The sequence below is a fragment of the Crenobacter caeni genome (assembly GCF_010435965.1).
In the GTDB taxonomy this organism is placed as follows: domain Bacteria; phylum Pseudomonadota; class Gammaproteobacteria; order Burkholderiales; family Chromobacteriaceae; genus Craterilacuibacter; species Craterilacuibacter caeni.
Window position 1 is genome coordinate 35,562 of record NZ_JAAGAA010000011.1, and the last position, 19,616, is coordinate 55,177.

Here is a 19,616-nt window from a genome sequence, read left to right on the forward strand (position 1 = left end):
AGGGGACGCGGCTGTCGGCCATGCCGATGGCCTAGCGCGGCGGCACGCCGGCTGCGCTACAATATGCCGACCGGTGCTCCGCACCGCCGTCCGGAGCCTGCACGATGCATCCCGATCCGTCCGACGAATCCCCGCAACGCCCGTCGCTCAGCCGCCAGGGCGTCTACCTGCTACCCAACCTGTTCACGCTCGCCGCGCTGTTCGCCGGCTTCTACGCGATCGTGCAGGCGATGGGCGGGCACTTCGAAACCGCCGCGGTCGCCATCTTCGCCGCGATGATCCTCGACGGCCTCGACGGCCGCGTCGCGCGCATGACCCACAGCCAGAGCGCGTTCGGCGCCGAGTTCGACAGCCTCTCCGACATGGTCAGCTTCGGCGTCGCGCCGGCGCTCGTCGCCTACGAGTGGCTGCTCAAGGATCTGGGCAAGATCGGCTGGATGATCGCCTTCATCTACTGCGCGGGCGCCGCCCTGCGCCTGGCGCGCTTCAACACCATGATCGGCAGCGTCGACAAGCGCTGGTTCATCGGCCTGCCAAGCCCGGCCGCCGCCGCGCTGGTCGCGGGCCTGGTGTGGATCTGCCACGCCTACGGCTACTCCGGTGCACCGGCGCTGCCAGCATTGCTCGCTGGCTTCACGCTGTTCGCCGGGCTGACCATGGTCAGCAACGTGCGTTACTGGAGCTTCAAGGAGATCCACCTGCGCCGCCGCGTGCCGTTCTACGTGCTGTTGGCGCTCACGCTCGGACTGCTGCTGGTGCTGTACGAGCCGCCCTTGGTGCTGTTCGGCTTCTTCGTCGGCTACGCGGCGTCGGGCTACCTCTTGTTCGCGTGGACGCGGCTGCGCCGCTAGCCCCTCCCCGCTTCTGCCCCTATACTTGCGCCCGACGGAGCGGGCGCCGGATTCCTTGCCGGTGGCCCGCCTAGCGCCCGACTGTCGCTCGGGACTTTGCAAACCCTTTCTCCGGACTCACGCATGCTGGAAAAACTCTTCCACATCCGTGCGCAAGGCTCGTCCGTGCGCACCGAAATCCTCGCCGGCTTCACGACCTTCCTCACGATGTCGGCCATCCTGTTCGTCAACCCCGACATCCTGTCCGCCGCCGGCATGGACCACGGCGCGGTATTCGTCGCGACCTGCCTCGCCGCCGCCATCGGCTGCTTCCTGATGGGCTTGCTCGCCAACTACCCGATCGGCCAGGGGCCGGGCATGGGCATCAACGCCTTCTTCGCCTTTGGCCTCGTCAAGGGCATGGGCCTGCCGTGGGAGACCGCGCTGGGCGCGGTATTCCTGTCCGGCCTGCTGTTCGTGCTGGTGAGCGTGCTGAAGATCCGCGAGTGGTTCGTCAACGCGATGCCGGCCTGCCTGAAGCACTCGATCTCGGCCGGCGTCGGCCTGTTCATCTCGCTGATCGCGCTGCAGCAAGCCGGCGTGGTCGTCCCCAGCCCGGACACCATGCTCGCGCTGGGGCCGCTGGGCACGCCGTCGGTGCTGTTCGCGGCGGCTGGCTTCCTGTTGATGGTGGTGCTCGACCGCCGCGGCGTGCCCGGCGCCATCATCATCGGCATCCTCGCCGTCACCGCAGCCTCGGTGCTGCTGGGCTTCACGCCGTACGGCGGCGTGATCTCCGCCCCGCCGTCGCTGGCGCCGACCTTCCTCAAGGCCGACATCGCCGGCGCGCTGCAACCGGCGGTGCTCGGCGTGGTGCTGTCGTTCTTCCTGATGAGCCTGTTCGAGACCTCGGGCACGCTGATCGCGATCGCCGAGCGCGGCAACTTCCTCGACAAGGACGGCCACCTGCCGCGCCTCAAGCGCGCGCTCTTGGCCGACTCGACCGCGATCAGCGCCGGCGCGCTCTTGGGCACCTCGAGCACCACCAGCTATATCGAGTCGACCACCGGCATCGCTGCCGGCGGGCGCACCGGCCTCACCGCCGTCGTCATCGGCCTGCTGTTCATCGCTGCGCTGGTGTTCGCGCCGCTGGCGGCGATGGTGCCGGGCTACGCGACCGCGCCCGCCCTGCTGTACGTCGCCATCCTGATGCTGCGTAGCCTCACCCACCTCGAGTGGGACGAGCTGACCGAGACCGCGCCGGCGATCGCCTGCATCGCGACCATGGCGTTCACCTTCTCCATCGCCGACGGCATCGCCTTCGGCGCGATCACCTACGTGGTGACCAAGCTCGCCAGCGGCCAGGGCAAGCAGCTGTCCTTGCCCATCGCGGTGATCGCCGCGCTGTTCATCGGGCGTTACCTGTTCCTGTAACGCTCCGCCGGATAAACAAGGGGAGGCCTCGGCCTCCCCTTGTTGCGTCCGCTTCAGGCGGGGTAGACCTGCTTGCCGGCGATGTAGGTCGCGGCAATCGCACGGTCGTCGCCCAAGGTCATCTGGACGAACAAGGCCTCGTGGATGTCGCGCGCGTACTTCATCCGGTACTCGATGATCGGCGTCGACTTGAGGTTCAGCACGGCAAGGTCGGCCTCCTTGCCCACTTCGATGCTGCCTACCTTGTCCTGCAGCCCCAGCGCCTCGGCCGTGCCACGGCTGGCAAGGTAGAAGGCATGGCCGGCGGACAGCGCAAAGCCGTTCAGCTGCGCGGCCTTATACGCCTCGTTCATGGTCTGCAGCATCGAGAAGCTGGTGCCGGCGCCCAGGTCGGTCGCGAGGCCGACCTTGACCGGACGGCTCGCGTCGCGGGCGGCCTTCACGTTGAAGTAGCCGGAGCCGAGGAAGAAGTTGGACGTCGGACAGTGCGCGATCGCGGTACCGGTGGCCGACAACACGTCGAGCTCGGCCTCGGACAGATGGATGCCGTGCCCGTAGATCGCGCGATCGCGCAGCAGGCCGAAGCGGTGGTAGACGTCGGTGTAGTCGCGACACTCCGGGAACAGCGACTTCACCCATTCGACTTCACCGCGGTTTTCCGACAGGTGAGACTGGATCAGCGTGGTCGGGAATTCGGCCGCCAGCGCGCCGACCATTTCCAGCTGCTCGGGGCTGGAGGTCGGCGCGAAGCGCGGGGTGATCACGTACTCGGCGCGGCCTTTGCCGTGCCAGCGTTCGATCAGCGCCTTCGATTCGTCGTAGGCACGCTGCGGCGTGTCGAGCAGCGCTGCGGGAGCGTTGCGGTCCATGCACACCTTGCCGGCCATGATGCGCATGTCGTAGCGGGCGGCCTCCTCGAACAGCGCGTCCACCGACTGCGGGAACACCGTGCCGAACACGGTGGCGCTGGTGACGCCGTTCCTGTGCTGTTCCTTCAGGAACACCGACGCGACCTCGGCCGCGTGCGCCTTATCGGCGAAGCCCTGTTCGGTGATGAAGGTGTAGTTGTTCAGCCAGTCGATCAATTGTTCGCCGTAGGCGGCGATCATCCGGGTCTGCGGGTAGTGCACGTGGCTGTCGATGAAGCCGGGCAGGATCACGCTGTCGGGGTAGCGGGTCACAGGCAGCTCAGCCGGCAGGGTGGGCAGGACCCCGGCGGCAGCGCCGACGGCGGCAATCTTGCCGTTTTCCATCACGACGACGGCGTCGTCGAGGTAGACCATGCAGTCCTGCAGGTCACGGACAAAGGGGTCGTCCTTGAAGGTGAGCAAGGCTCCCCGGATGGCTGTCTGCATCTTGCCTCTCCTGCACGGCACGCCCCACGCGGGCGGCTCACTCATCTTGGCAGTGCCGCCGGCAGCTTGCCGGACGGGGCGACTGTCTTGCTGTAAAGATTCTTTCAGTGAAGCAAGTTTTGCGCCACCACCCACCCGTGTTACCCTTGCCGCCGGATATCACCCCACATTGCCCAATACATACACAATGCACCCACCCAAAGACCAGATCGACCAGATCGTCGCACTGTGGAAGGCGGTCCGCCCCGAACTCGACACTTCCTCGACCGAAGTCATCGGCCGCATTGCACGCATGGAGTACTTCGTCACCCGCCGCGTGCTGCAGGACCTCGCCCGCCACAAGCTCAACGTCGGCGAATTCGACGTGCTCGCCGCGCTGCGCCGCGCCGGCGAACCTTTCCAGCTCTCGCCCAACCAGCTGCAAGGCATGGTGCTGATCTCTTCCGGCGCGCTGACCAACCGCATCAACCGGCTCGAGTCGGCAGGCCTGGTCAGCCGCAGCCCGGACCCGAACGACCGCCGCGGCGTGATCGTGACCCTGACCGCCCGCGGACTGGACGTGGTCGAGGACGCGGCGGTCCACCACCTGGAAGCCGAAGCCGAGCTGCTCTCGCCGCTTGACGCCGACGAGCGCGTGCAACTGGCGGGCCTGCTGAAGAAGCTGCTGATCGCGCAGGAGCGCTAGGCGGCACGCGGCCAAACAAGAAGGGGAGCCCGCGGGCTCCCCTTTTTTGCTTGGCCGGTGGCGGCTCAACGCGTGCCGGCGGTCCGGTTCAGGCCGGCCGGCGGCGTCCACGCCCATTGCTTCTGCCAGGCACCGAGCACCAGGTTCGGGTACTCGGCGCGGCCCAGGCTGCCGTTGTAGCGGCCGAGTGCACGGAACAGGTTGCCGCGTTCGATATCGAGGTAATGGCGCAGGATGGTGCAGCCGTAGCGCAGGTTGGTGGTGAGGTCGAACAGGTTGTGCTCGGCGGTGCCGATCGCGCGCGGCCAGAACGGCATCACCTGCATCAACCCGCGCGCGCCGGCGCTGGAGATCGCGTACTTCTTGAAGCCGCTCTCGACCTGGATCAGGCCGAGCACCAGCTGCGGGTCGAGCCCAGCGCGGCTCGCCTCGTAGTGGATCGCGGTGAGCAGCCGCTCTCGCGTCCACGCGTCGGGAATGCGCTTCTGCAGCCGGGCCGACATCTCGGCGAGCCAAGCCTGACCCTCGCGCGGGTCGGCGAACACCAGCCTGGGTGCGTTCACCTCGCCCACCGAGCGGCGCAGCGAGGTGGCCACGCTATGCGACAAGGCCTCCTCGCGCTGCGCGCCGGCCAAGGCCGGCGCGGCGAGCGCCACAAGCAAGGCCGCCAGGGCCGCCGCGCGCGCCGCCATCGGCTTAGCGGCCGAGCTTGCCGAGCACGAAGGCCGCGATGTCGGCAGCGGCGACTTCGGTCGACGCCTCGTCGCGACGGTGGCGGTACTCGACCTTGCCCTCCTTCAGGCCGCGGTCGCCGATCACCACGCGGTGCGGGTAGCCGATCAGCTCGGAGTCGGCCAGCAGCACGCCCGGGCGCTCTTCGCGGTCGTCCAGCAGCACGTCGACGCCCTGCGCCTTGAGCGTGGCGTACAGCCCTTCGGCCGCCTCGCGCACCGCTTCGCTGCGCGCCATGCCCATCGGCACGATCACCACGGTGAAGGGCGCGAGCGCGTCGGTCCAGATGATGCCGCGCTCGTCGAAGTTCTGTTCGATGGCGGCGCCCAGGATGCGGCTCACGCCGATGCCGTAGCAGCCCATCTCGAAGAACTTCGGCTTGCCGTCGTCGTCGAGGAAGGTCGCGTTCATTTCCTTCGAGTACTTGGTGCCCAGATAGAACACATGGCCGACCTCGATGCCGCGCTGGATCGCGAGTTCGCCCTTGCCGTCCGGGCTCGCGTCGCCGGCAACCACGTTGCGGATGTCGACCACCACCGGCTCGGGCAGGTCGCGGCCGAAGTTGACGCCGGTCAGGTGCACGTCGTCCTCGTTGCCGCCGGTCACCATGTCGGCCATCACCGCGACGGTGCGGTCGGCGTACACCTTGCCCTTGAAGCCGACCGGCCCCAGCGAGCCCGGGTTGGCGCCGAAGGCGGCGACGATGGATTCGGGCGTGGCGAAAGTCAGCGGGCTGGCGACGCCGGCGAGCTTGCCGGCCTTCACTTCGTTCAGTTCGTGGTCGCCGCGCACCAGCAAGAGCACCGGCAGGCCGTCCTCGCCGTCACCCTCGACCACCACCGCCTTCACCGTCTGCTCGACCGGGCAGTTCAGGAAGGCGACCAGGTCGGCGATGGTCTTCACGCCGGGGGTCGACACCTTCTGCATGGCCGCACCCGGCGCCGGGCGGGCGTGGGCCGGCGCCACCGCCTCGGCCAGCTCGATATTGGCGGCGTAGTCGGAAGCCGGGCAGTAGACGATGGCGTCCTCACCGGTGTCGGCGATCACCTGGAATTCGTGCGAGCGGTCGCCGCCGATGGCGCCGGTGTCGGCCGCCACTGCGCGGTAGGTCAGGCCCATGCGGTCGAAGATGCGGCGGTAGGCGGCGAACATGTTGTCGTAGCTCTTGCCGGCGTCTTCGGCGCTGCGGTCAAACGAGTACGCGTCCTTCATGGTGAACTCGCGGCCGCGCATCACGCCGAAGCGCGGGCGGCGCTCGTCGCGGAACTTGGTCTGGATCTGGTAGAAGTTCTTCGGCAGCTGGCGGTAGCTCTTGAGCTCGCCGCGCGCGATGTCGGTCACCACTTCCTCGGAGGTCGGCTGGATCACGAAGTCGCGGTCGTGGCGGTCCTTGAAGCGCAACAGCTCGTCGCCCATCTTGTCCCAGCGGCCGGTTTCCTGCCACAGCACGGCCGGCTGCACCACCGGCATCGTCACCTCGATCGCGCCGGCGCGGTCCATCTCCTCGCGCACGATGGCCTCGACCTTGCGCAGCGTGCGCAGCCCCATCGGCATCCAGGTGTACACGCCGGCGGCGACCTTGCGGATCATGCCGGCGCGCAGCATCAGTTTCTGGCTGACGATGTCGGCGTCGCCGGGGGCTTCCTTGAGGGTGGAGATGAAGAACTGCGAAGCGCGCATGGTGAAAAATCCCTGAAATTCGGACACAGATGGCGTCGATTGTACTGCAAGGCGGCAGCGGCTGCCGAACGGCTCAGCCGCGGCAGATGCGTCCGCGCCCGCCCTGCTTGGCCGCGAGCAGCGCGTGGTCGGCACGGCGGATGGTCTGCGTGAAGCTCTCGCCCACCCGGTGGGTGGTGACACCGACGCTCGCACCCACGGGCGCGGGCAGCGCAAGCGCCTGCCCCAGCGCCGCGAACGACGCCCGGATCCGTTCAACGCGCAGCGCGGCCTCGTCGGCGCTCGCGCCGAAGAGCAGCAGCAGGAACTCCTCGCCGCCCCAGCGGCAACACAGCTCGCCCTCACGCAACTGCCCGGCCAGGTGCTGGCCGACGCCGGCGAGCACGCGGTCGCCGACATCGTGGCCGAAACGGTCGTTGAAGGTCTTGAAGTGGTCGATGTCGAGCATGGCCAGCGCCAGCACGCTTGCCGTGTCCACCGTGCGCGCCTCGGTCTCGCGGCGCAGGCGCTCGAGCATCGGCCGCCGGTTGGGCAGGCCGGTCAGCGCGTCGTGGTGGGCGAGGCGCGCGAGCTGCGCCTCGTGCGCCTTGCGGCGGGTGATGTCGATATGCGCGCCGAGGATGCGCAGCGGCCGGCCGTTTTCGTCGCGTTCGACGACGCGACCGCGGTCCCATAACCAGGTGACACCGCCGTCCGGGTTCAGCGTGCGGTACTCGGCCTCATAAAATGGCCGCTCGCCGGCGAGGTGGCCGTAGTAGTGCTCCAGCGTCGACGCCCGGTCGTCCGGGTGCAGCTTGGCGAGCCACGCCTGGAAATCGGGTGCCATGTCGCCGGCGTCGAAGTCCTGCAGATTGAACACGGTCAGCCGCCCGCTCTGCGGTTCGCCCTGCCACAGGCAGACGCCGGTACCGTCGAGCGCTGCCGCGAGTTTCTCCCGCAAGGCGGCGTTTTCCTCGCGCAAGCTCGCCAGCTCGGCGCGCAGCGCGGCCAAGTCTTGGTCGGCCATCCTTCCCCCTCGTTGCTATTCTGTGCCGTACAGGCGGCCCCGGCTGTCGGCTATGCGGGATTGTCGCACAACACCGGCCTTTCGGCGCGCACATGTCATAAGCCCCCGCGCACGGGTGGCCGCCGCCGCCGCCGCGGTGTTAGAGTGCGAGCCCTCTTGGAACCTCAACCGCGATCGCGCAGGAGCGCGCCATATGTCCCATACCCTGCCCGGCAAGGATGCCACCCTCGAAGACACCATCGCCACCTTGCAAGGCCGGCTCGCCGCGCTCGGCTTCCATCCCGAAGAGGTGTCCTGGCTGCACCCGGTCGACGGCTGCTGGTCGGTCCACTTGAGGGAGCGCGACTGCCCGCTGATCTACACCAACGGTAAGGGCGGCTCGGAACTCGCCGCACGCGCCAGCGCCCTGGGCGAAATGTGCGAGCGCCTGGGCAACCACTACTTCTGGACGCACTACTACCTCGGCCGCGCACGCAGCGAACGCGCGTGGGTGCACTTCGCGCGCGAGCGCTGGTTCGATGCCTGCGAAGAAGGCTGGCCGGACGGTCTGCTGGACGACGAGGCGCTGCGCGACTTCTACGACCCGGACGCCGCGCTCGCCGCAGCCCAGTTGACCGACTTCAACAGCGGCGACAGCGGCCGCGGCGTGTGCGCGCTGCCGTACACCCGGGTGTCCGACGGAAAGACGGTGTGGTTCCCGGTCAACCTGATCGGCAACCTTTATCTCTCCAACGGCATGGCGGCCGGCAACACCGCGTACGAGGCGCGCACGCAGGCGCTGTCCGAGGTGGTCGAACGCGCGGTGAAGTTCCGCGTACTGCGTGACGGCTTGTGCCTGCCCGACATCCCGCCCGCGGTGATCGAGCGCCACCCGGCCATCGCCGCCGGCATCGCCTCGCTGCGCGCGGCGGGCTTCCATATCCTAGTGAAGGACGCGTCGCTCGGCGGCCGCTACCCGGTCGCCTGCGTGACGCTGGTCCACCCGCACGACCGCGGCGTGTTCGCCAGCTTCGGCGCGCACCCCTCGTTCGCCGTCGCACTGGAACGCGCGCTGACCGAACTGCTGCAGGGCCGCGCGCTCGACGCGCTTGCGGGCTTCCCCGAACCCGCGTTCGACCCGGAAGAAGTCGCCAGCCCGGCCAACCTCGAGCTGCACTTCATCGATTCGAGCGGCAGCGTCGGCTGGCCCTTCCTCGGCGCTGCGCCCGACTTCGCCTTCTGCGACTGGAACTTCGAGGGCAGCACCGCCGCCGACTGGGACAGCCTGTGCGCACTGCTTCACGAAGACGGCAACGAGATCTACGTCGCCGACTTCGAGGAAACCGGCGTCTACTGCTGCCGCGTGATCGTGCCGGGGCTCTCCGAGATCTACCCGGTCGACGACCTCGAATGGGAAAACAACAATATCGGCAACCCGCTGCGCGCGCCGATCGCCCGCCTGCCCGAATTGTCCGACGCCGAGTGCCGGGCGCTCGCCGACGCGCTGGACGCGGCGTCTCTCGCCGACGAGAAGCCGGTGTGGGAGCTGATCGGGCTCGCCGCCGACCCGGACAGCGCGTGGGCCAGCCTGCGCGTGGGCGAGCTGCGCGCGCTGATCGCGCTGGCGCTCTGCGACGAGGAGAACGCGCGCGCGCAAACCGAGTGGGTGTGCCGCTTCGGCCAGCTGCCCGCGCCGCGCATGGCGGTGTGGCGCGTGCTGGAGGCGGTGTTCGAGTTCGGCGCGTCGCTGCCCGACTACCGCGCGATGCTCGCCACCCTGTGGGGCGAGCACGCGGTTGCCACCGCCGAGGCGCTCAAGGACGGCCGCGAACGCTTCTTCGGCCTGAATGCACTCGGCGAGAACTTCGAGGGCAGCGAGAGGCACCGCCAGCTGCTCGCCGCCTACGACAAGCTGACGGCGGCGTAAACAGCACCACCGACCGGACCCGCCGCATGACAAATGGACATGGCGCTTGGCGCGCCACGGCGACAGGCGTAAGCTTCGCGCGAGTCCGGTGCCCTGCTGCACCGCCACAGAATCCGCTGCCCTCCTGCCATAAAGGGTAATCATGCAACAACAAGAACATAACAAGGCCACGCTCGGCGTCACGCTGGCGGCGCTCGGTGTCGTCTACGGCGACATCGGCACCAGCCCGCTGTATACGCTGAAGGAAGCGTTCGGCCCCCACCTCGGCCTCGTCCCCAACCACGACAACGTGCTCGGCATCCTGTCGCTGGTGTTCTGGGAGCTGATCATCGTCGTCTCGATCAAGTACCTCGCCTTCGTGTTGCGCGCAGACAACCGCGGCGAGGGCGGCATCCTCACGCTGATGGCGCTCGCCCGCCGCCGCATCGCCGGCGTGCCCGGCTGGCTGCTGATGATCCTCGGCATCACAGGCGCCGGCTTCTTCTACGGCGAGGTGATCATCACTCCGGCGATGTCGGTGCTCTCGGCGGTCGAGGGCCTGGAGGTGGTCACCCCCGCCTTCAAGCCCTACGTGCTGCCGGTCTCGCTGGTGGTGCTCACCTTGCTGTTCCTGATCCAGAAGCACGGCACCGCGCGCGTCGGCACGCTGTTCGGGCCGGTGATGGGGCTCTGGTTTATCAGCCTCGGCGTGCTCGGCGTCGGCGGCATCCTGGACAACCCCGAGGTGCTCGGGGCGCTGAACCCCGTCTGGGGCTACCGCTTCATGGTCGACAACGGCATGCTCGCCTTCCTGACGCTGGGCGCGGTGGTGCTGGCGATCACCGGCACCGAGGCGCTGTACGCCGACATGGGCCACTTCGGCAAGCGTCCGATCCGCCGCGCGTGGTTTGCGCTGGTGCTGCCCTCGCTGGTGCTCAACTACTTCGGCCAGGGCGCGCTGGTGCTCGCCGACCCCGCCGCCGTGAAGAACCCCTTCTTCAACCTGGCGCCGGACTGGGCGCTGTTGCCGCTGGTCGGCCTCGCCACGCTGGCGACGGTGATCGCGTCGCAGGCGGTGATCTCCGGCGTGTTCTCGCTGACCCGCCAGGCGGTGCAGCTGGGCTACATCCCGCGCCTGTCCATCCTGCACACCTCGGAGATGGAGATCGGCCAGATCTACATCCCGATGGTCAACTGGTTCCTGTTGGGCGCCGTCGTGCTGGTCGTGCTGTCGTTCGGCACTTCGAGCAACCTGGCCGCCGCGTACGGCATCGCGGTGACCGGCACCATGGTGATCACCACCTTGCTGTCGACCACGGTCGCGCTGCGCAACTGGCGCTGGCCGGCCGCCGCCGTGCTGCCGGTGGCCTTCCTGTTCCTGTGCATCGACGTGCCGCTGTTCGCCGCCAACGTCCACAAGATCGTCGCCGGCGGCTGGCTGCCGCTGGCGATCGGCGCGCTGATGTTCACGCTGATGACCACCTGGAAGCGCGGCCGCGAGATCCTGATGCAAAGGCTGGACGAGCAGGCGATCCCGCTGGAGGGCTTCATCGAGAACATGGAAACCTGGCCGCCGACCCGTGTGCCCGGCACCGCGGTGTTCATGACCAGCAGCAGCCACGGCGTGCCGCACGCGCTGCTGCACAACCTCAAGCACAACAAGGTGCTGCACGACCGCGTGGTGCTGCTGACCGTGCGCACCCGCGAGGAGCCTTACGTCGACCCGGCCGAACGGCTGACCGTCAGCCAGCTCTCCGCGTCGTTCTGGCAGGTGATCGCCGAGTACGGCTACAAGGAGGCGCCGGACGTCAACGAGATCCTCGCGCTCTCCGAGCCCTACGGCCTCGCCTTCGAGGTGATGGACACCTCGTTCTTCCTGTCGCGCGAGACGCTGATCTCGACCGAGCGCCCGGGCATGGCGCGCTGGCGCGAGAAGCTGTTCGTGTGGATGAGCAAGAACGCGCTGAAGGCGACCGACTTCTTCCGGATCCCGACCAACCGCGTGGTCGAACTGGGCGCGCAGGTCGAGCTGTAAGCCGCCACCGGCGCGCCGGTTGAACGGATTTTGGCGGGTGCCGACCGGATTTTGACAGCCGGCACCGCCGCCCTTCCCTATCATTTTCCACACGGAAACCGACAGGGAATGTCATGCCTACCCCCGCCACTGCCGGGCGCGGCACGCTGGTCGTCAAATACGGCGGCAACGCGATGACCGACGCCTCCTTGCAACACGCCTTCCTCAAAGACGTCGCCGCGCTCGCCGCCGAGGGCTGGCGGCTGGTCGTCGTCCACGGCGGCGGCCCGCAGATCGACGCCATGCTCGGCCGGCTCGGCCTCGACGGCCGCTTCGTCAACGGCCTGCGCGTCACCGACGAGACGACCATGGCGGTCGTCCAGCTGGTGCTCGCCGGCGCGGTAGGCCCCGACCTGGTCGCCGGCCTGCAGCGCGCCGGCGCGCGCGCGTTCGGCGTCAGCGGGGTGGACGGCGGCCTGCTCGGCGCGCGCAAACGCTGGGGCGAAGGGCCAAACGGCCGGCCGCTCGACCTCGGGCGGGTCGGCGAGGTGGTCCGCGTCGACACCGATGTGCTCGCCACCTTGCTGGACGCCGGCTACCTGCCGGTGGTCGCGCCGTTCGCGCTGGCCGAGGACGGCGCGCCGTGCAACGTCAACGCTGACTTCGCGGCCGCGGCGATCGCCCGCGCGCTCGGAGCCGACGCGCTGCTCATGCTGACCAACACCGCCGGCGTGCTGGACCGGGACGGCGTCGTGCTCGCCGAACTGGACGGCGAGGCGGTGGCCAGCCTCATCGCGGCGGGGACCATAGGTGGCGGCATGCTGCCCAAGGTCGAGGCCGCGCTCGCCACCGCCCGCCAGGGCGTGGGCTACGTGCGCATCGTCGACGGCCGTGTGGCCGGTGCGCTGACCGCCGCCGTGCGCGAGGGCCGCGGCGGCACCGCGATCCGCGCCTGAGGCCGCCGCGATGGACACCGACGCCCGCTTCATCCCGCTGTTTCGCGAGGCCGCGCCGTATATCCACGCCTTTCGCACGCAGACCTTCGTGATCGCCTTCAACGGCGGCCTGGTCGACTCGCCGCGCTTCGCCCTGTTCGCACAGGACCTCAGCCTGCTGGCAGGGCTGGGCATCCGCATCGTGCTGATCCACGACGCGCAGCCTCAGGTGCGCGCCCAACTGGCGACCCAGCAACTGCAGGGCGGCTTTTACGGCGGACGCTGCATTTTCGGCGGTGCGTCGATGCGTGCGTTCAAGCAGGGCGTCGGCGGCGTGCGCGCCGAGATCGAGGCGCAACTCTCCGCCGGCGCGCCGCACTTCCCGATGGCCGGCGCCAAGCTCAGGGTCGCCGGCGGCAACTATCTGGTCGCCAGCCCCTTAGGCGTGCTCGACGGCGTCGACATGCTGGGCGCCGGCTGCCTGCGCCGCATCGACGACGAGGGCATCCGCCAGCGGCTGGATGCCGGCGAGCTGGTGCTGCTCTCGCCGCTCGGTTACTCGCCCACCGGCGAGAGCTTCAGCCTCGCGCTGGAAGACGTCGCCGCGGAGACGGCCACGGCGCTTAAAGCCGACAAGCTGATCTTCCTCCTCGACATCGACGACGGCATCCGCGACGCGCAAGGCCAGCTGCAGCGCGCGTTCACCCCCGCCGATGGCGGACGCTGGCTGCACGAACAGGGCGGCCACCTCGCCGAAGGCGTGCGCCTGTGCATGGCCGGCGCGCTCCGGGCGGTGGCCGCCGGCGTCGCCCGCGCCCACCTGATCGGCGAAGCCTGCGACGAGGCGCTGCTGCGCGAACTGTTCACCCGCACCGGCAGCGGTACCGCCATCTCCGCCGCGCCGCTGGTGAACGTGCGCGCCGCACGGGACACCGACCTTGACGCGCTGGTCGCGCTGACCGCGCCGCTGATCGACTGCGGCAAGCTGGTCGCCCGCGGCCGCGCAGAGCTCGCGCGCTCGCTTGAGCACTACTTCGTGCTCGAACACGACGGCCAGGCCGCCGGCTGCGTCGCGCTGCATCCCTTCCCGGCCGACGGCATGGCCGAACTGGCCTGCCTCGCGGTCGGCACCCGCTGGCAGCGGCGCGGCTTCGGCGATTTGCTGCTTGACCATGTCGAGCACGCCGCGCGCGACGCCGGCCTGAGCCGGCTGTTCGTGCTGACCACCCAGACCGCGCAATGGTTCGTCGAGCGCGGCTTCACCGAGGCGTCGCCCGCCGCGCTGCCCGCCGCCAAGCGCGCCGCGTACAACGCGCGCCGCCGCTCCAAGGTATTCGTGCGTCCGGTCGCCGGTTAACGCGCACCACACCGTTCGTTTTATTCAACACCCTGCACCACCGCAGTGCAGCACCCCGCCAACTGATGCAAAAAACATACGCATCAGCCACTTGCAGCCGATTGGCAAGGCTTTTTTTGCGTCGTCCCCTTCTCTTTTGGCCGTAGCCATTCAATAAATTAAACACCGCGAGGCGCACGCAGAGGCGCCCGTCCGCCAGGCATCCCTTACCGGACTGGACCCCAAGCAAGGAGAAGAGAAGACATGAAGCAGACCCTCGTGCTCGCCGGCACCCTGATCGCCGGCACCCTGACCGCCCACGCCGCGCCCCTGGCCAAGCTGGGCGCCCCCGAAGGCCGCCTCGACATCATCGCGTGGCCCGGCTACATCGAGAACGGCAGCACCGACAAGGCCTACGACTGGGTGACCCCGTTCGAGAAGGCGACCGGCTGCAAGGTCAACGTCAAGACCGCGGCCACCTCGGACGAGATGGTCAGCCTGATGAACAAGGGCGGCTACGACCTGGTCACTGCTTCGGGTGATGCCAGCCTGCGCCTGGTCGCCGGCAAGAAGGTGCAGCCGATCAACCTCGCGCTGATCCCCAGCTACAAGAACGTCGACAAGCGCCTGCAGGGCGCGCCGTGGTACACGGTCGGCGGCGCAGCCTACGGCGTGCCCTACCAGTGGGGCCCGAACGTGCTGATGTACAACACCAAGGTGTTCAAGACCCCGCCGACCTCGTGGGCGGTGGTGTTCGAGCCGCAGAACCTGCCGGACGGCAAGCCGAACAAGGGCCGCATCCAGGCTTACGACGGCCCGATCTACATCGCCGACGCCGCGCTCTACCTGATGAGCAAGCGCCCCGACCTCGGCATCAAGGACCCGTACGAGCTCAACGACAAGCAGTACGCCGAGGCGCTCAAGCTGCTCAGGCAGCAGAACGCGCTCAAGCACCGCTACTGGCACGACGTGACCGTGCAGATGAACGACTTCAAGAATGAGGGCGTCGCCGCGTCCAGCGCCTGGGGCTACCAGGTCAACGCGCTGAAGGCCGAGAAGCAGCCGATCGCGTCGGTGGTGCCGAAGGAAGGCGTCACCGGCTGGGCGGACACTACCATGCTGCATGCCGACGCCAAGCACCCAACCTGCGCGTACAAGTGGATGGAGTACTCGCTGAACCCGAAATTGCAGTCGGCGCTGGCCGAATGGTTCGGCTCCAACCCGGTCACCCCGGCTGCGTGCAAGGAGAAGGCGCCCGGCGGCAGCAACTTCTGCCAGAGCAACGGCTTTGACAACTTCGCCAAGGTCCGTTTCTGGAAGACACCGACCGCCAAGTGCGCCAGCCAGGGCAGCTGCGTGCCGTACAGCACCTGGACGCGCGACTACATCGGCGTGATGGGCGGCAAGTAAACACCCGCAGCAACGATCACCTGCCTGTGCCGCGCGGCCAGGCAGGGCCTTGCCACGCCCACCCGCACCCGGAGTCCGTCCATGAAACACGCCGTCGAATTCGACCGCGTCCGCCGCAGCTATGGCGCGGTCAACGCGGTCGATGATGTCAACCTCGCCATCCGCGAAGGCGAATTCTTCTCCATGCTCGGGCCGTCCGGCTCGGGCAAGACCACCTGCTTGCGCCTGATCGCCGGCTTCGAGCTGCCGAGTAGCGGCCGCGTGCTGATCGACGGCGTCGACGCCAGCCGCCTGCCGCCGTTCGAGCGCAACGTGAACACCGTGTTCCAGGACTACGCGCTGTTCCCGACCATGAACGTGCTGGAAAACGTCGCCTACCCGCTGATGATCAAGGGCGTCGCCAAACGCGAGCGGTACGCGCGCGCCGAAGAGGCGCTGGCGATGGTCGCACTCGATGGCTTTGCCGCGCGCAAGCCCGGCCAGCTCTCCGGCGGCCAGCGCCAGCGTGTGGCGCTGGCGCGCGCGCTGGTCGGCCGCCCGCGCGTGCTGCTGCTCGACGAACCCTTGGGCGCGCTCGATTTGAAGCTCAGGGAGCAGATGCAGGGCGAACTGAAGGCGCTGCAGCGCCAGCTCGGCATCACCTTCGTGTTCGTCACCCACGACCAGTCCGAGGCGCTGTCGATGTCCGACCGCGTCGCGGTGTTTGCCCGTGGCCGCATCGAGCAGGTCGACACCCCGCAGGCCTTGTATAGCCAGCCGGCCAGCCGCTTCGTCGCCGACTTTGTCGGCACCAGCAACGTGGTCGACGGCGCGCTGGCCGAAACGCTTACCGGCCGCCGGGGCGCGTTCGCGATCCGCCCCGAGCGCATCCGGCTGGGGCGCTTCGACGGCGCCATCAGCGTACGTGGCGTGGTGCGCGAAGTCGCCTTCCTGGGGCCGGTCAACCGCGTCGACGTCGAGGTGGCCGGCCGGTACCTGTCAGCGCAACTGCCGAGCTTTTCGCTGCAGATGCCCGAGGTCGGCACCGAGGTCGAGCTTGCGTGGGAACGTGACGCCGCGCACTGGCTGCCGGAGGCGGCATGAGCAGCATGGCCATCTCCCCCACCTCCCCGGCCCCCCGCACGTCACTCGCGCGCCGCGTCTCGGCGCTGCTGTACCGGCGCACCACGCTGGCGCTGCTGTTGCTGCTGACCCCGCCCTTGTTGTGGTTCGGCGTGGTGTACCTGGGTTCGCTGCTAACGCTGATCGCGCAGAGTTTCTACACCTTCGACGACTTCAGCATGCAGGTGACGCCCGAGTGGACGCTGGCCAACTACCGCGCGCTGCTGGATGCGGCCAACCTCGACATCGTGCTGCGCACGGTGTCGATGGCGCTGGCGGTGTCGGCGATGAGCGCGCTCTTGGCCTTTCCGCTCGCCTACTACATGGCGCGCTACGCCAAAGGCAGCGAAAAGGCGTTCTTCTACGTGGCGGTGATGCTGCCGATGTGGGCGAGCTACCTGGTCAAGGTGTACGCGTGGACGGTGCTGCTGGCCAAGGGCGGCATCAGCTGGTGGCTGATCGACAAGCTCGGCCTCACCCCGCTGTACGAATGGATGCTGACGCTGCCGGGAATAGGCGGCAGCACGCTGTCGACCTCCAACTTCGGCCGCTTCTGGGTGTTCGTCTACATCTGGCTGCCATTCATGATCCTGCCGATCCAGGCGGCGCTCGAGCGCATCCCGGACAACCTGCTCGCCGCGTCGTCCGACCTCGGCGCGCGGCCGTGGCAGACCTTCGTCCATATCATCCTGCCGATGGCGGTTCCCGGCGTGGTGGCCGGGTCGATCTTCACCTTCTCGCTGACGCTGGGCGACTACATCATCCCGCAGCTGATCGGCCCGTCCGGTTTCTACATCGGCAATATGGTGTACAGCATGCAAGGCTCGGTCGGCAACATGCCGATGGCCGCCGCGTTTACCGTGGTGCCCATCGTGCTGATCGGCGTCTACCTGACCCTCGCCAAACGCACGGGAGCCTTCGATGCACTCTGAACGCACGCCCTGGGCCCTGCGCCTGGCCGCCTACGGCGGCCTCGCCTTCCTGCACTTCCCGATCCTGGTGATCTTCGCCTACGCGTTCAACACCGAGGAGAGCGCGTTCTCCTTCCCGCTGCAGGGCTTCACCCTGCACTGGTTCGCCGACGCCTTCGCCCGCCAGGACATCTTCGACGCCATCACCGTCTCGCTAAAGGTCGCCGCCGAGGCGACGGCACTGGCGCTGGTGCTGGGCACGCTCGCCGCGCTCGCGCTGTCCCGGCGCGACTTCTGCGGCAAGAACGGCATCACCCTGCTCTTGATCCTGCCGATCGCGCTGCCGGGCATCATCACCGGTATCGCGCTACTGAACGCGTTCAAGGTCGCCGCGCTTGAGCCGGGCATGCTGACCATCGTGGTCGGCCACGCCACCTTCTGCGTGGTCATCGTCTACAACAACGTCGTCGCGCGGCTCAGGCGCCTGCCCGCCTCGCTGATCGAGGCATCGATGGACCTGGGCGCCGACAGCTTCCAGAGCTTCCGCCACGTGGTGCTGCCGTCGCTGGCGACGTCCTTGCTGGCCGGCGGCATGCTGGCGTTCGCGCTGTCGTTCGACGAGATCATCGTCACCACCTTCACCGCCGGCCATGAAGTGACGCTGCCAATCTGGATGCTCAACCAGTTGGGCCGCCCGCGCGACGTGCCGGTGACCAACGTGGTCGCCATGCTGGTGATGGCGGTGACCACCCTGCCCATCCTCGGCGCGTGGTACCTGACGCGCGACACCACCGACACCGCCGGCAGCGGCAAATGACCCAGTTTCCACCAGGGGGAGAAGCACCCATGTACGAGCACACCCTATTGATCGGCGGCGAACGCGTCGCCGGCACGGGCGAGACGCAGCCCGTCTACAACCCGGCCACCGGCCAGGAAATCGCGCGCATCGCCGAGGCCGGCCCCGAGCAGATAGACGCGGCGGTCGCCGCCGCGCAGGCCGCCTTCCCCGCGTGGCGGCAGACGCAGGTGAAAGCCCGCGCCGAGGCGCTGCTCGCGCTGGCTAACCGCATCGAAAACCACGCCGAGGAGCTGGCGCGGCTGGAGTCGGACAACTGCGGCAAGCCGTACGCGGCGGTGCTCGCCGACGAGATGCCGGCCATCGCCGACACCTTCCGCTTCTTCGCCGGCGCCTGCCGCACCCAGCACGGCCAGGCGGCCGGCGAATACCTGGCCGGCCACACCAGCATGATCCGCCGCGATCCCGTTGGCGTGGTCGCGTCGATCGCGCCGTGGAACTACCCGCTGATGATGGCCGCGTGGAAGCTCGCGCCGGCGCTGGCCGCCGGCAACACCGTGGTGCTCAAGCCGTCCGAGCAGACGCCGCTGACCACGCTCAGGCTGTGCCAGTGGCTCGCCGAGCTGTTCCCGCCCGGCGTCGTCAACGTGGTGTACGGCCGCGGCGCGACCGTCGGCGCGCCGCTGATCGGCGACGCGCGCGTGCGCATGGTGTCGGTCACCGGTAGCGTCGCCACCGGCCGCCACGTGCTCGCCGCCGCGCAAAACGGCGTCAAGCGCACCCACCTTGAACTGGGCGGCAAGGCGCCGGTGATCGTGTACGACGACGCCGACCTTGCCGCAGTGGTCGACGGCATCCGTACCTTCGGCTTCTACAACGCCGGGCAGGACTGCACCGCCGCCTGCCGCCTGTATGTGCACGAGAAGGTGTACGAACGGCTGGCGGCGGACCTCGCCAGCGCGGTGTCGACCATCAAGGTCGGCACCCAGCACGAGGCCGGCGTCGAGATGGGCCCGGTGATCACCCGCGAGCACCTCGCCCGCGTCGAGGCCCATGTCGAGCGCGCCCGCGCCCAGCCGCACATCGAATGCCTGACCGGCGGCAACCGCGCAAGCGGCAGCGGCTGGTTCTTCCAGCCGACCGTGCTCGCCGGTGCGCACCAAAGCGACGAGATCGTGCGGCGCGAAGTGTTCGGCCCGGTCATCAGCCTGACGCCGTTTGGCGACAACGACGACGTGATCGCGTGGGCGAACGACTCCGACTACGGCCTCGCCTCCAGCGTGTGGACGCAGAACATCGGCCGCGCGATGGACGCCAGCGCCCGCCTCGAGTACGGCTGCACCTGGGTCAACACCCACTTCATGCTGGTCAGCGAGATGCCACACGGCGGGCTCAAACAGTCCGGCTACGGCAAGGACATGTCGGTGTACGCGCTGGAAGACTACAGCGTCGCCCGCCACGTGATGATCAGGCACTAAGCCGTCAGGCCGGGGGCGCCCGCCCCCG

Annotated in this window: 16 protein-coding genes; 12 read left to right on the forward strand and 4 right to left on the reverse strand. The window is 68.6% G+C overall.

Going from position 1 to position 19,616, the window contains the following annotated elements; translation table 11 throughout:
- Nucleotides 1–104: 104 nt before the first annotated feature.
- Nucleotides 105–851 carry a CDP-diacylglycerol--serine O-phosphatidyltransferase gene (gene pssA, locus GZH52_RS12500; RefSeq protein WP_163316792.1) on the forward strand — a complete coding sequence of 249 codons (747 nt, stop codon included), beginning with the start codon at nt 105–107 and terminating at the stop codon, nt 849–851.
- A 123-nt stretch (nt 852–974) separates the two neighbouring features.
- Nucleotides 975–2,264 carry an NCS2 family permease gene (locus GZH52_RS12505; protein WP_163316793.1) on the forward strand — a complete coding sequence of 430 codons (1,290 nt, stop codon included), beginning with the start codon at nt 975–977 and terminating at the stop codon, nt 2,262–2,264.
- 53 nt (nt 2,265–2,317) lie between these two features.
- On the opposite strand, the gene guaD is transcribed toward GZH52_RS12505, so the two are convergent.
- Nucleotides 2,318–3,619 carry a guanine deaminase gene (guaD, locus tag GZH52_RS12510; protein WP_163316794.1) on the reverse strand — a complete coding sequence of 434 codons (1,302 nt, stop codon included), beginning with the start codon at nt 3,617–3,619 and terminating at the stop codon, nt 2,318–2,320.
- A 187-nt stretch (nt 3,620–3,806) separates the two neighbouring features.
- Here guaD and GZH52_RS12515 point away from each other — a divergent pair, with 187 nt between their 5' ends.
- On the forward strand, nt 3,807–4,304 hold the full coding sequence (locus GZH52_RS12515) for a MarR family winged helix-turn-helix transcriptional regulator (RefSeq protein ID WP_163316795.1): 498 nt from the start codon (nt 3,807–3,809) through the stop codon (nt 4,302–4,304).
- A gap of 65 nt (nt 4,305–4,369) precedes the next feature.
- On the opposite strand, the gene GZH52_RS12520 is transcribed toward GZH52_RS12515, so the two are convergent.
- The 3 genes from GZH52_RS12520 to GZH52_RS12530 form a co-directional block, all read right to left on the reverse strand.
- A complete protein-coding gene (locus tag GZH52_RS12520) occupies nt 4,370–4,996 on the reverse strand; it encodes a lytic transglycosylase domain-containing protein (RefSeq protein WP_163316796.1) in 627 nt (208 codons plus the stop codon).
- A gap of 4 nt (nt 4,997–5,000) precedes the next feature.
- Nucleotides 5,001–6,716: a proline--tRNA ligase gene (locus GZH52_RS12525; protein WP_163316797.1), complete on the reverse strand. Its 1,716-nt coding sequence runs from the start codon at nt 6,714–6,716 to the stop codon at nt 5,001–5,003.
- 73 nt (nt 6,717–6,789) lie between these two features.
- The gene (locus GZH52_RS12530; protein WP_163316798.1) at nt 6,790–7,722 is read right to left on the reverse strand and encodes a sensor domain-containing diguanylate cyclase; all 933 of its coding nucleotides are present in this window, start codon (nt 7,720–7,722) and stop codon (nt 6,790–6,792) included.
- A 193-nt stretch (nt 7,723–7,915) separates the two neighbouring features.
- On the opposite strand from GZH52_RS12530, the gene ycaO reads away from it, so the two are divergent.
- The 9 genes from ycaO (at nt 7,916) to GZH52_RS12575 (ending at nt 19,588) form a co-directional block, all read left to right on the forward strand.
- On the forward strand, nt 7,916–9,628 hold the full coding sequence (gene ycaO, locus GZH52_RS12535) for a 30S ribosomal protein S12 methylthiotransferase accessory factor YcaO (RefSeq protein WP_163316799.1): 1,713 nt from the start codon (nt 7,916–7,918) through the stop codon (nt 9,626–9,628).
- Between the two features lie 142 nt (nt 9,629–9,770).
- Complete coding sequence (gene kup / locus GZH52_RS12540; RefSeq protein ID WP_163316800.1) at nt 9,771–11,642, forward strand: low affinity potassium transporter Kup; 1,872 nt, start codon at nt 9,771–9,773, stop codon at nt 11,640–11,642.
- Nucleotides 11,643–11,755: 113 nt separating this feature from the next.
- Entirely contained in the window at nt 11,756–12,577 is an 822-nt protein-coding gene (argB, locus tag GZH52_RS12545; RefSeq protein ID WP_163316801.1) for an acetylglutamate kinase, read from the forward strand.
- A 10-nt stretch (nt 12,578–12,587) separates the two neighbouring features.
- Nucleotides 12,588–13,913 carry an amino-acid N-acetyltransferase gene (argA, locus tag GZH52_RS12550; protein WP_163316802.1) on the forward strand — a complete coding sequence of 442 codons (1,326 nt, stop codon included), beginning with the start codon at nt 12,588–12,590 and terminating at the stop codon, nt 13,911–13,913.
- Between the two features lie 243 nt (nt 13,914–14,156).
- The gene (locus tag GZH52_RS12555; RefSeq protein ID WP_163316803.1) at nt 14,157–15,302 is read left to right on the forward strand and encodes an ABC transporter substrate-binding protein; all 1,146 of its coding nucleotides are present in this window, start codon (nt 14,157–14,159) and stop codon (nt 15,300–15,302) included.
- 81 nt (nt 15,303–15,383) lie between these two features.
- Nucleotides 15,384–16,385, forward strand: coding sequence for an ABC transporter ATP-binding protein (locus GZH52_RS12560; RefSeq protein ID WP_163316804.1), 1,002 nt, complete (start codon nt 15,384–15,386; stop codon nt 16,383–16,385).
- A complete protein-coding gene (locus GZH52_RS12565; RefSeq protein ID WP_163316805.1) occupies nt 16,382–17,335 on the forward strand; it encodes an ABC transporter permease in 954 nt (317 codons plus the stop codon). The genes GZH52_RS12560 and GZH52_RS12565 overlap by 4 nt, the downstream gene beginning before the upstream one ends.
- The gene (locus tag GZH52_RS12570; protein ID WP_163316806.1) at nt 17,325–18,131 is read left to right on the forward strand and encodes an ABC transporter permease; all 807 of its coding nucleotides are present in this window, start codon (nt 17,325–17,327) and stop codon (nt 18,129–18,131) included. The genes GZH52_RS12565 and GZH52_RS12570 overlap by 11 nt, the downstream gene beginning before the upstream one ends.
- A 29-nt stretch (nt 18,132–18,160) precedes the next feature.
- Nucleotides 18,161–19,588 carry a gamma-aminobutyraldehyde dehydrogenase gene (locus GZH52_RS12575; RefSeq protein WP_163316807.1) on the forward strand — a complete coding sequence of 476 codons (1,428 nt, stop codon included), beginning with the start codon at nt 18,161–18,163 and terminating at the stop codon, nt 19,586–19,588.
- Nucleotides 19,589–19,616 lie beyond the last annotated feature (28 nt).

Excerpts from the sequence above, each read along its gene's own strand:
- GZH52_RS12530 (WP_163316798.1), bottom strand. The coding sequence starts at position 7,722 with ATGGCCGACCAAGACTTGGCCGCGCTGCGCGCCGAGCTGGCGAGCTTG.
- argB (WP_163316801.1), top strand. The coding sequence starts at position 11,756 with ATGCCTACCCCCGCCACTGCCGGGCGCGGCACGCTGGTCGTCAAATAC.
- GZH52_RS12555 (WP_163316803.1), top strand. The coding sequence starts at position 14,157 with ATGAAGCAGACCCTCGTGCTCGCCGGCACCCTGATCGCCGGCACCCTG.
- pssA (WP_163316792.1), top strand. The coding sequence starts at position 105 with ATGCATCCCGATCCGTCCGACGAATCCCCGCAACGCCCGTCGCTCAGC.
- guaD (WP_163316794.1), bottom strand. The coding sequence starts at position 3,619 with ATGCAGACAGCCATCCGGGGAGCCTTGCTCACCTTCAAGGACGACCCC.
- argA (WP_163316802.1), top strand. The coding sequence starts at position 12,588 with ATGGACACCGACGCCCGCTTCATCCCGCTGTTTCGCGAGGCCGCGCCG.
- GZH52_RS12505 (WP_163316793.1), top strand. The coding sequence starts at position 975 with ATGCTGGAAAAACTCTTCCACATCCGTGCGCAAGGCTCGTCCGTGCGC.
- GZH52_RS12575 (WP_163316807.1), top strand. The coding sequence starts at position 18,161 with ATGTACGAGCACACCCTATTGATCGGCGGCGAACGCGTCGCCGGCACG.
- GZH52_RS12525 (WP_163316797.1), bottom strand. The coding sequence starts at position 6,716 with ATGCGCGCTTCGCAGTTCTTCATCTCCACCCTCAAGGAAGCCCCCGGC.
- kup (WP_163316800.1), top strand. The coding sequence starts at position 9,771 with ATGCAACAACAAGAACATAACAAGGCCACGCTCGGCGTCACGCTGGCG.
- GZH52_RS12560 (WP_163316804.1), top strand. The coding sequence starts at position 15,384 with ATGAAACACGCCGTCGAATTCGACCGCGTCCGCCGCAGCTATGGCGCG.
- GZH52_RS12515 (WP_163316795.1), top strand. The coding sequence starts at position 3,807 with ATGCACCCACCCAAAGACCAGATCGACCAGATCGTCGCACTGTGGAAG.
- GZH52_RS12565 (WP_163316805.1), top strand. The coding sequence starts at position 16,382 with ATGAGCAGCATGGCCATCTCCCCCACCTCCCCGGCCCCCCGCACGTCA.
- GZH52_RS12570 (WP_163316806.1), top strand. The coding sequence starts at position 17,325 with ATGCACTCTGAACGCACGCCCTGGGCCCTGCGCCTGGCCGCCTACGGC.
- ycaO (WP_163316799.1), top strand. The coding sequence starts at position 7,916 with ATGTCCCATACCCTGCCCGGCAAGGATGCCACCCTCGAAGACACCATC.
- GZH52_RS12520 (WP_163316796.1), bottom strand. The coding sequence starts at position 4,996 with ATGGCGGCGCGCGCGGCGGCCCTGGCGGCCTTGCTTGTGGCGCTCGCC.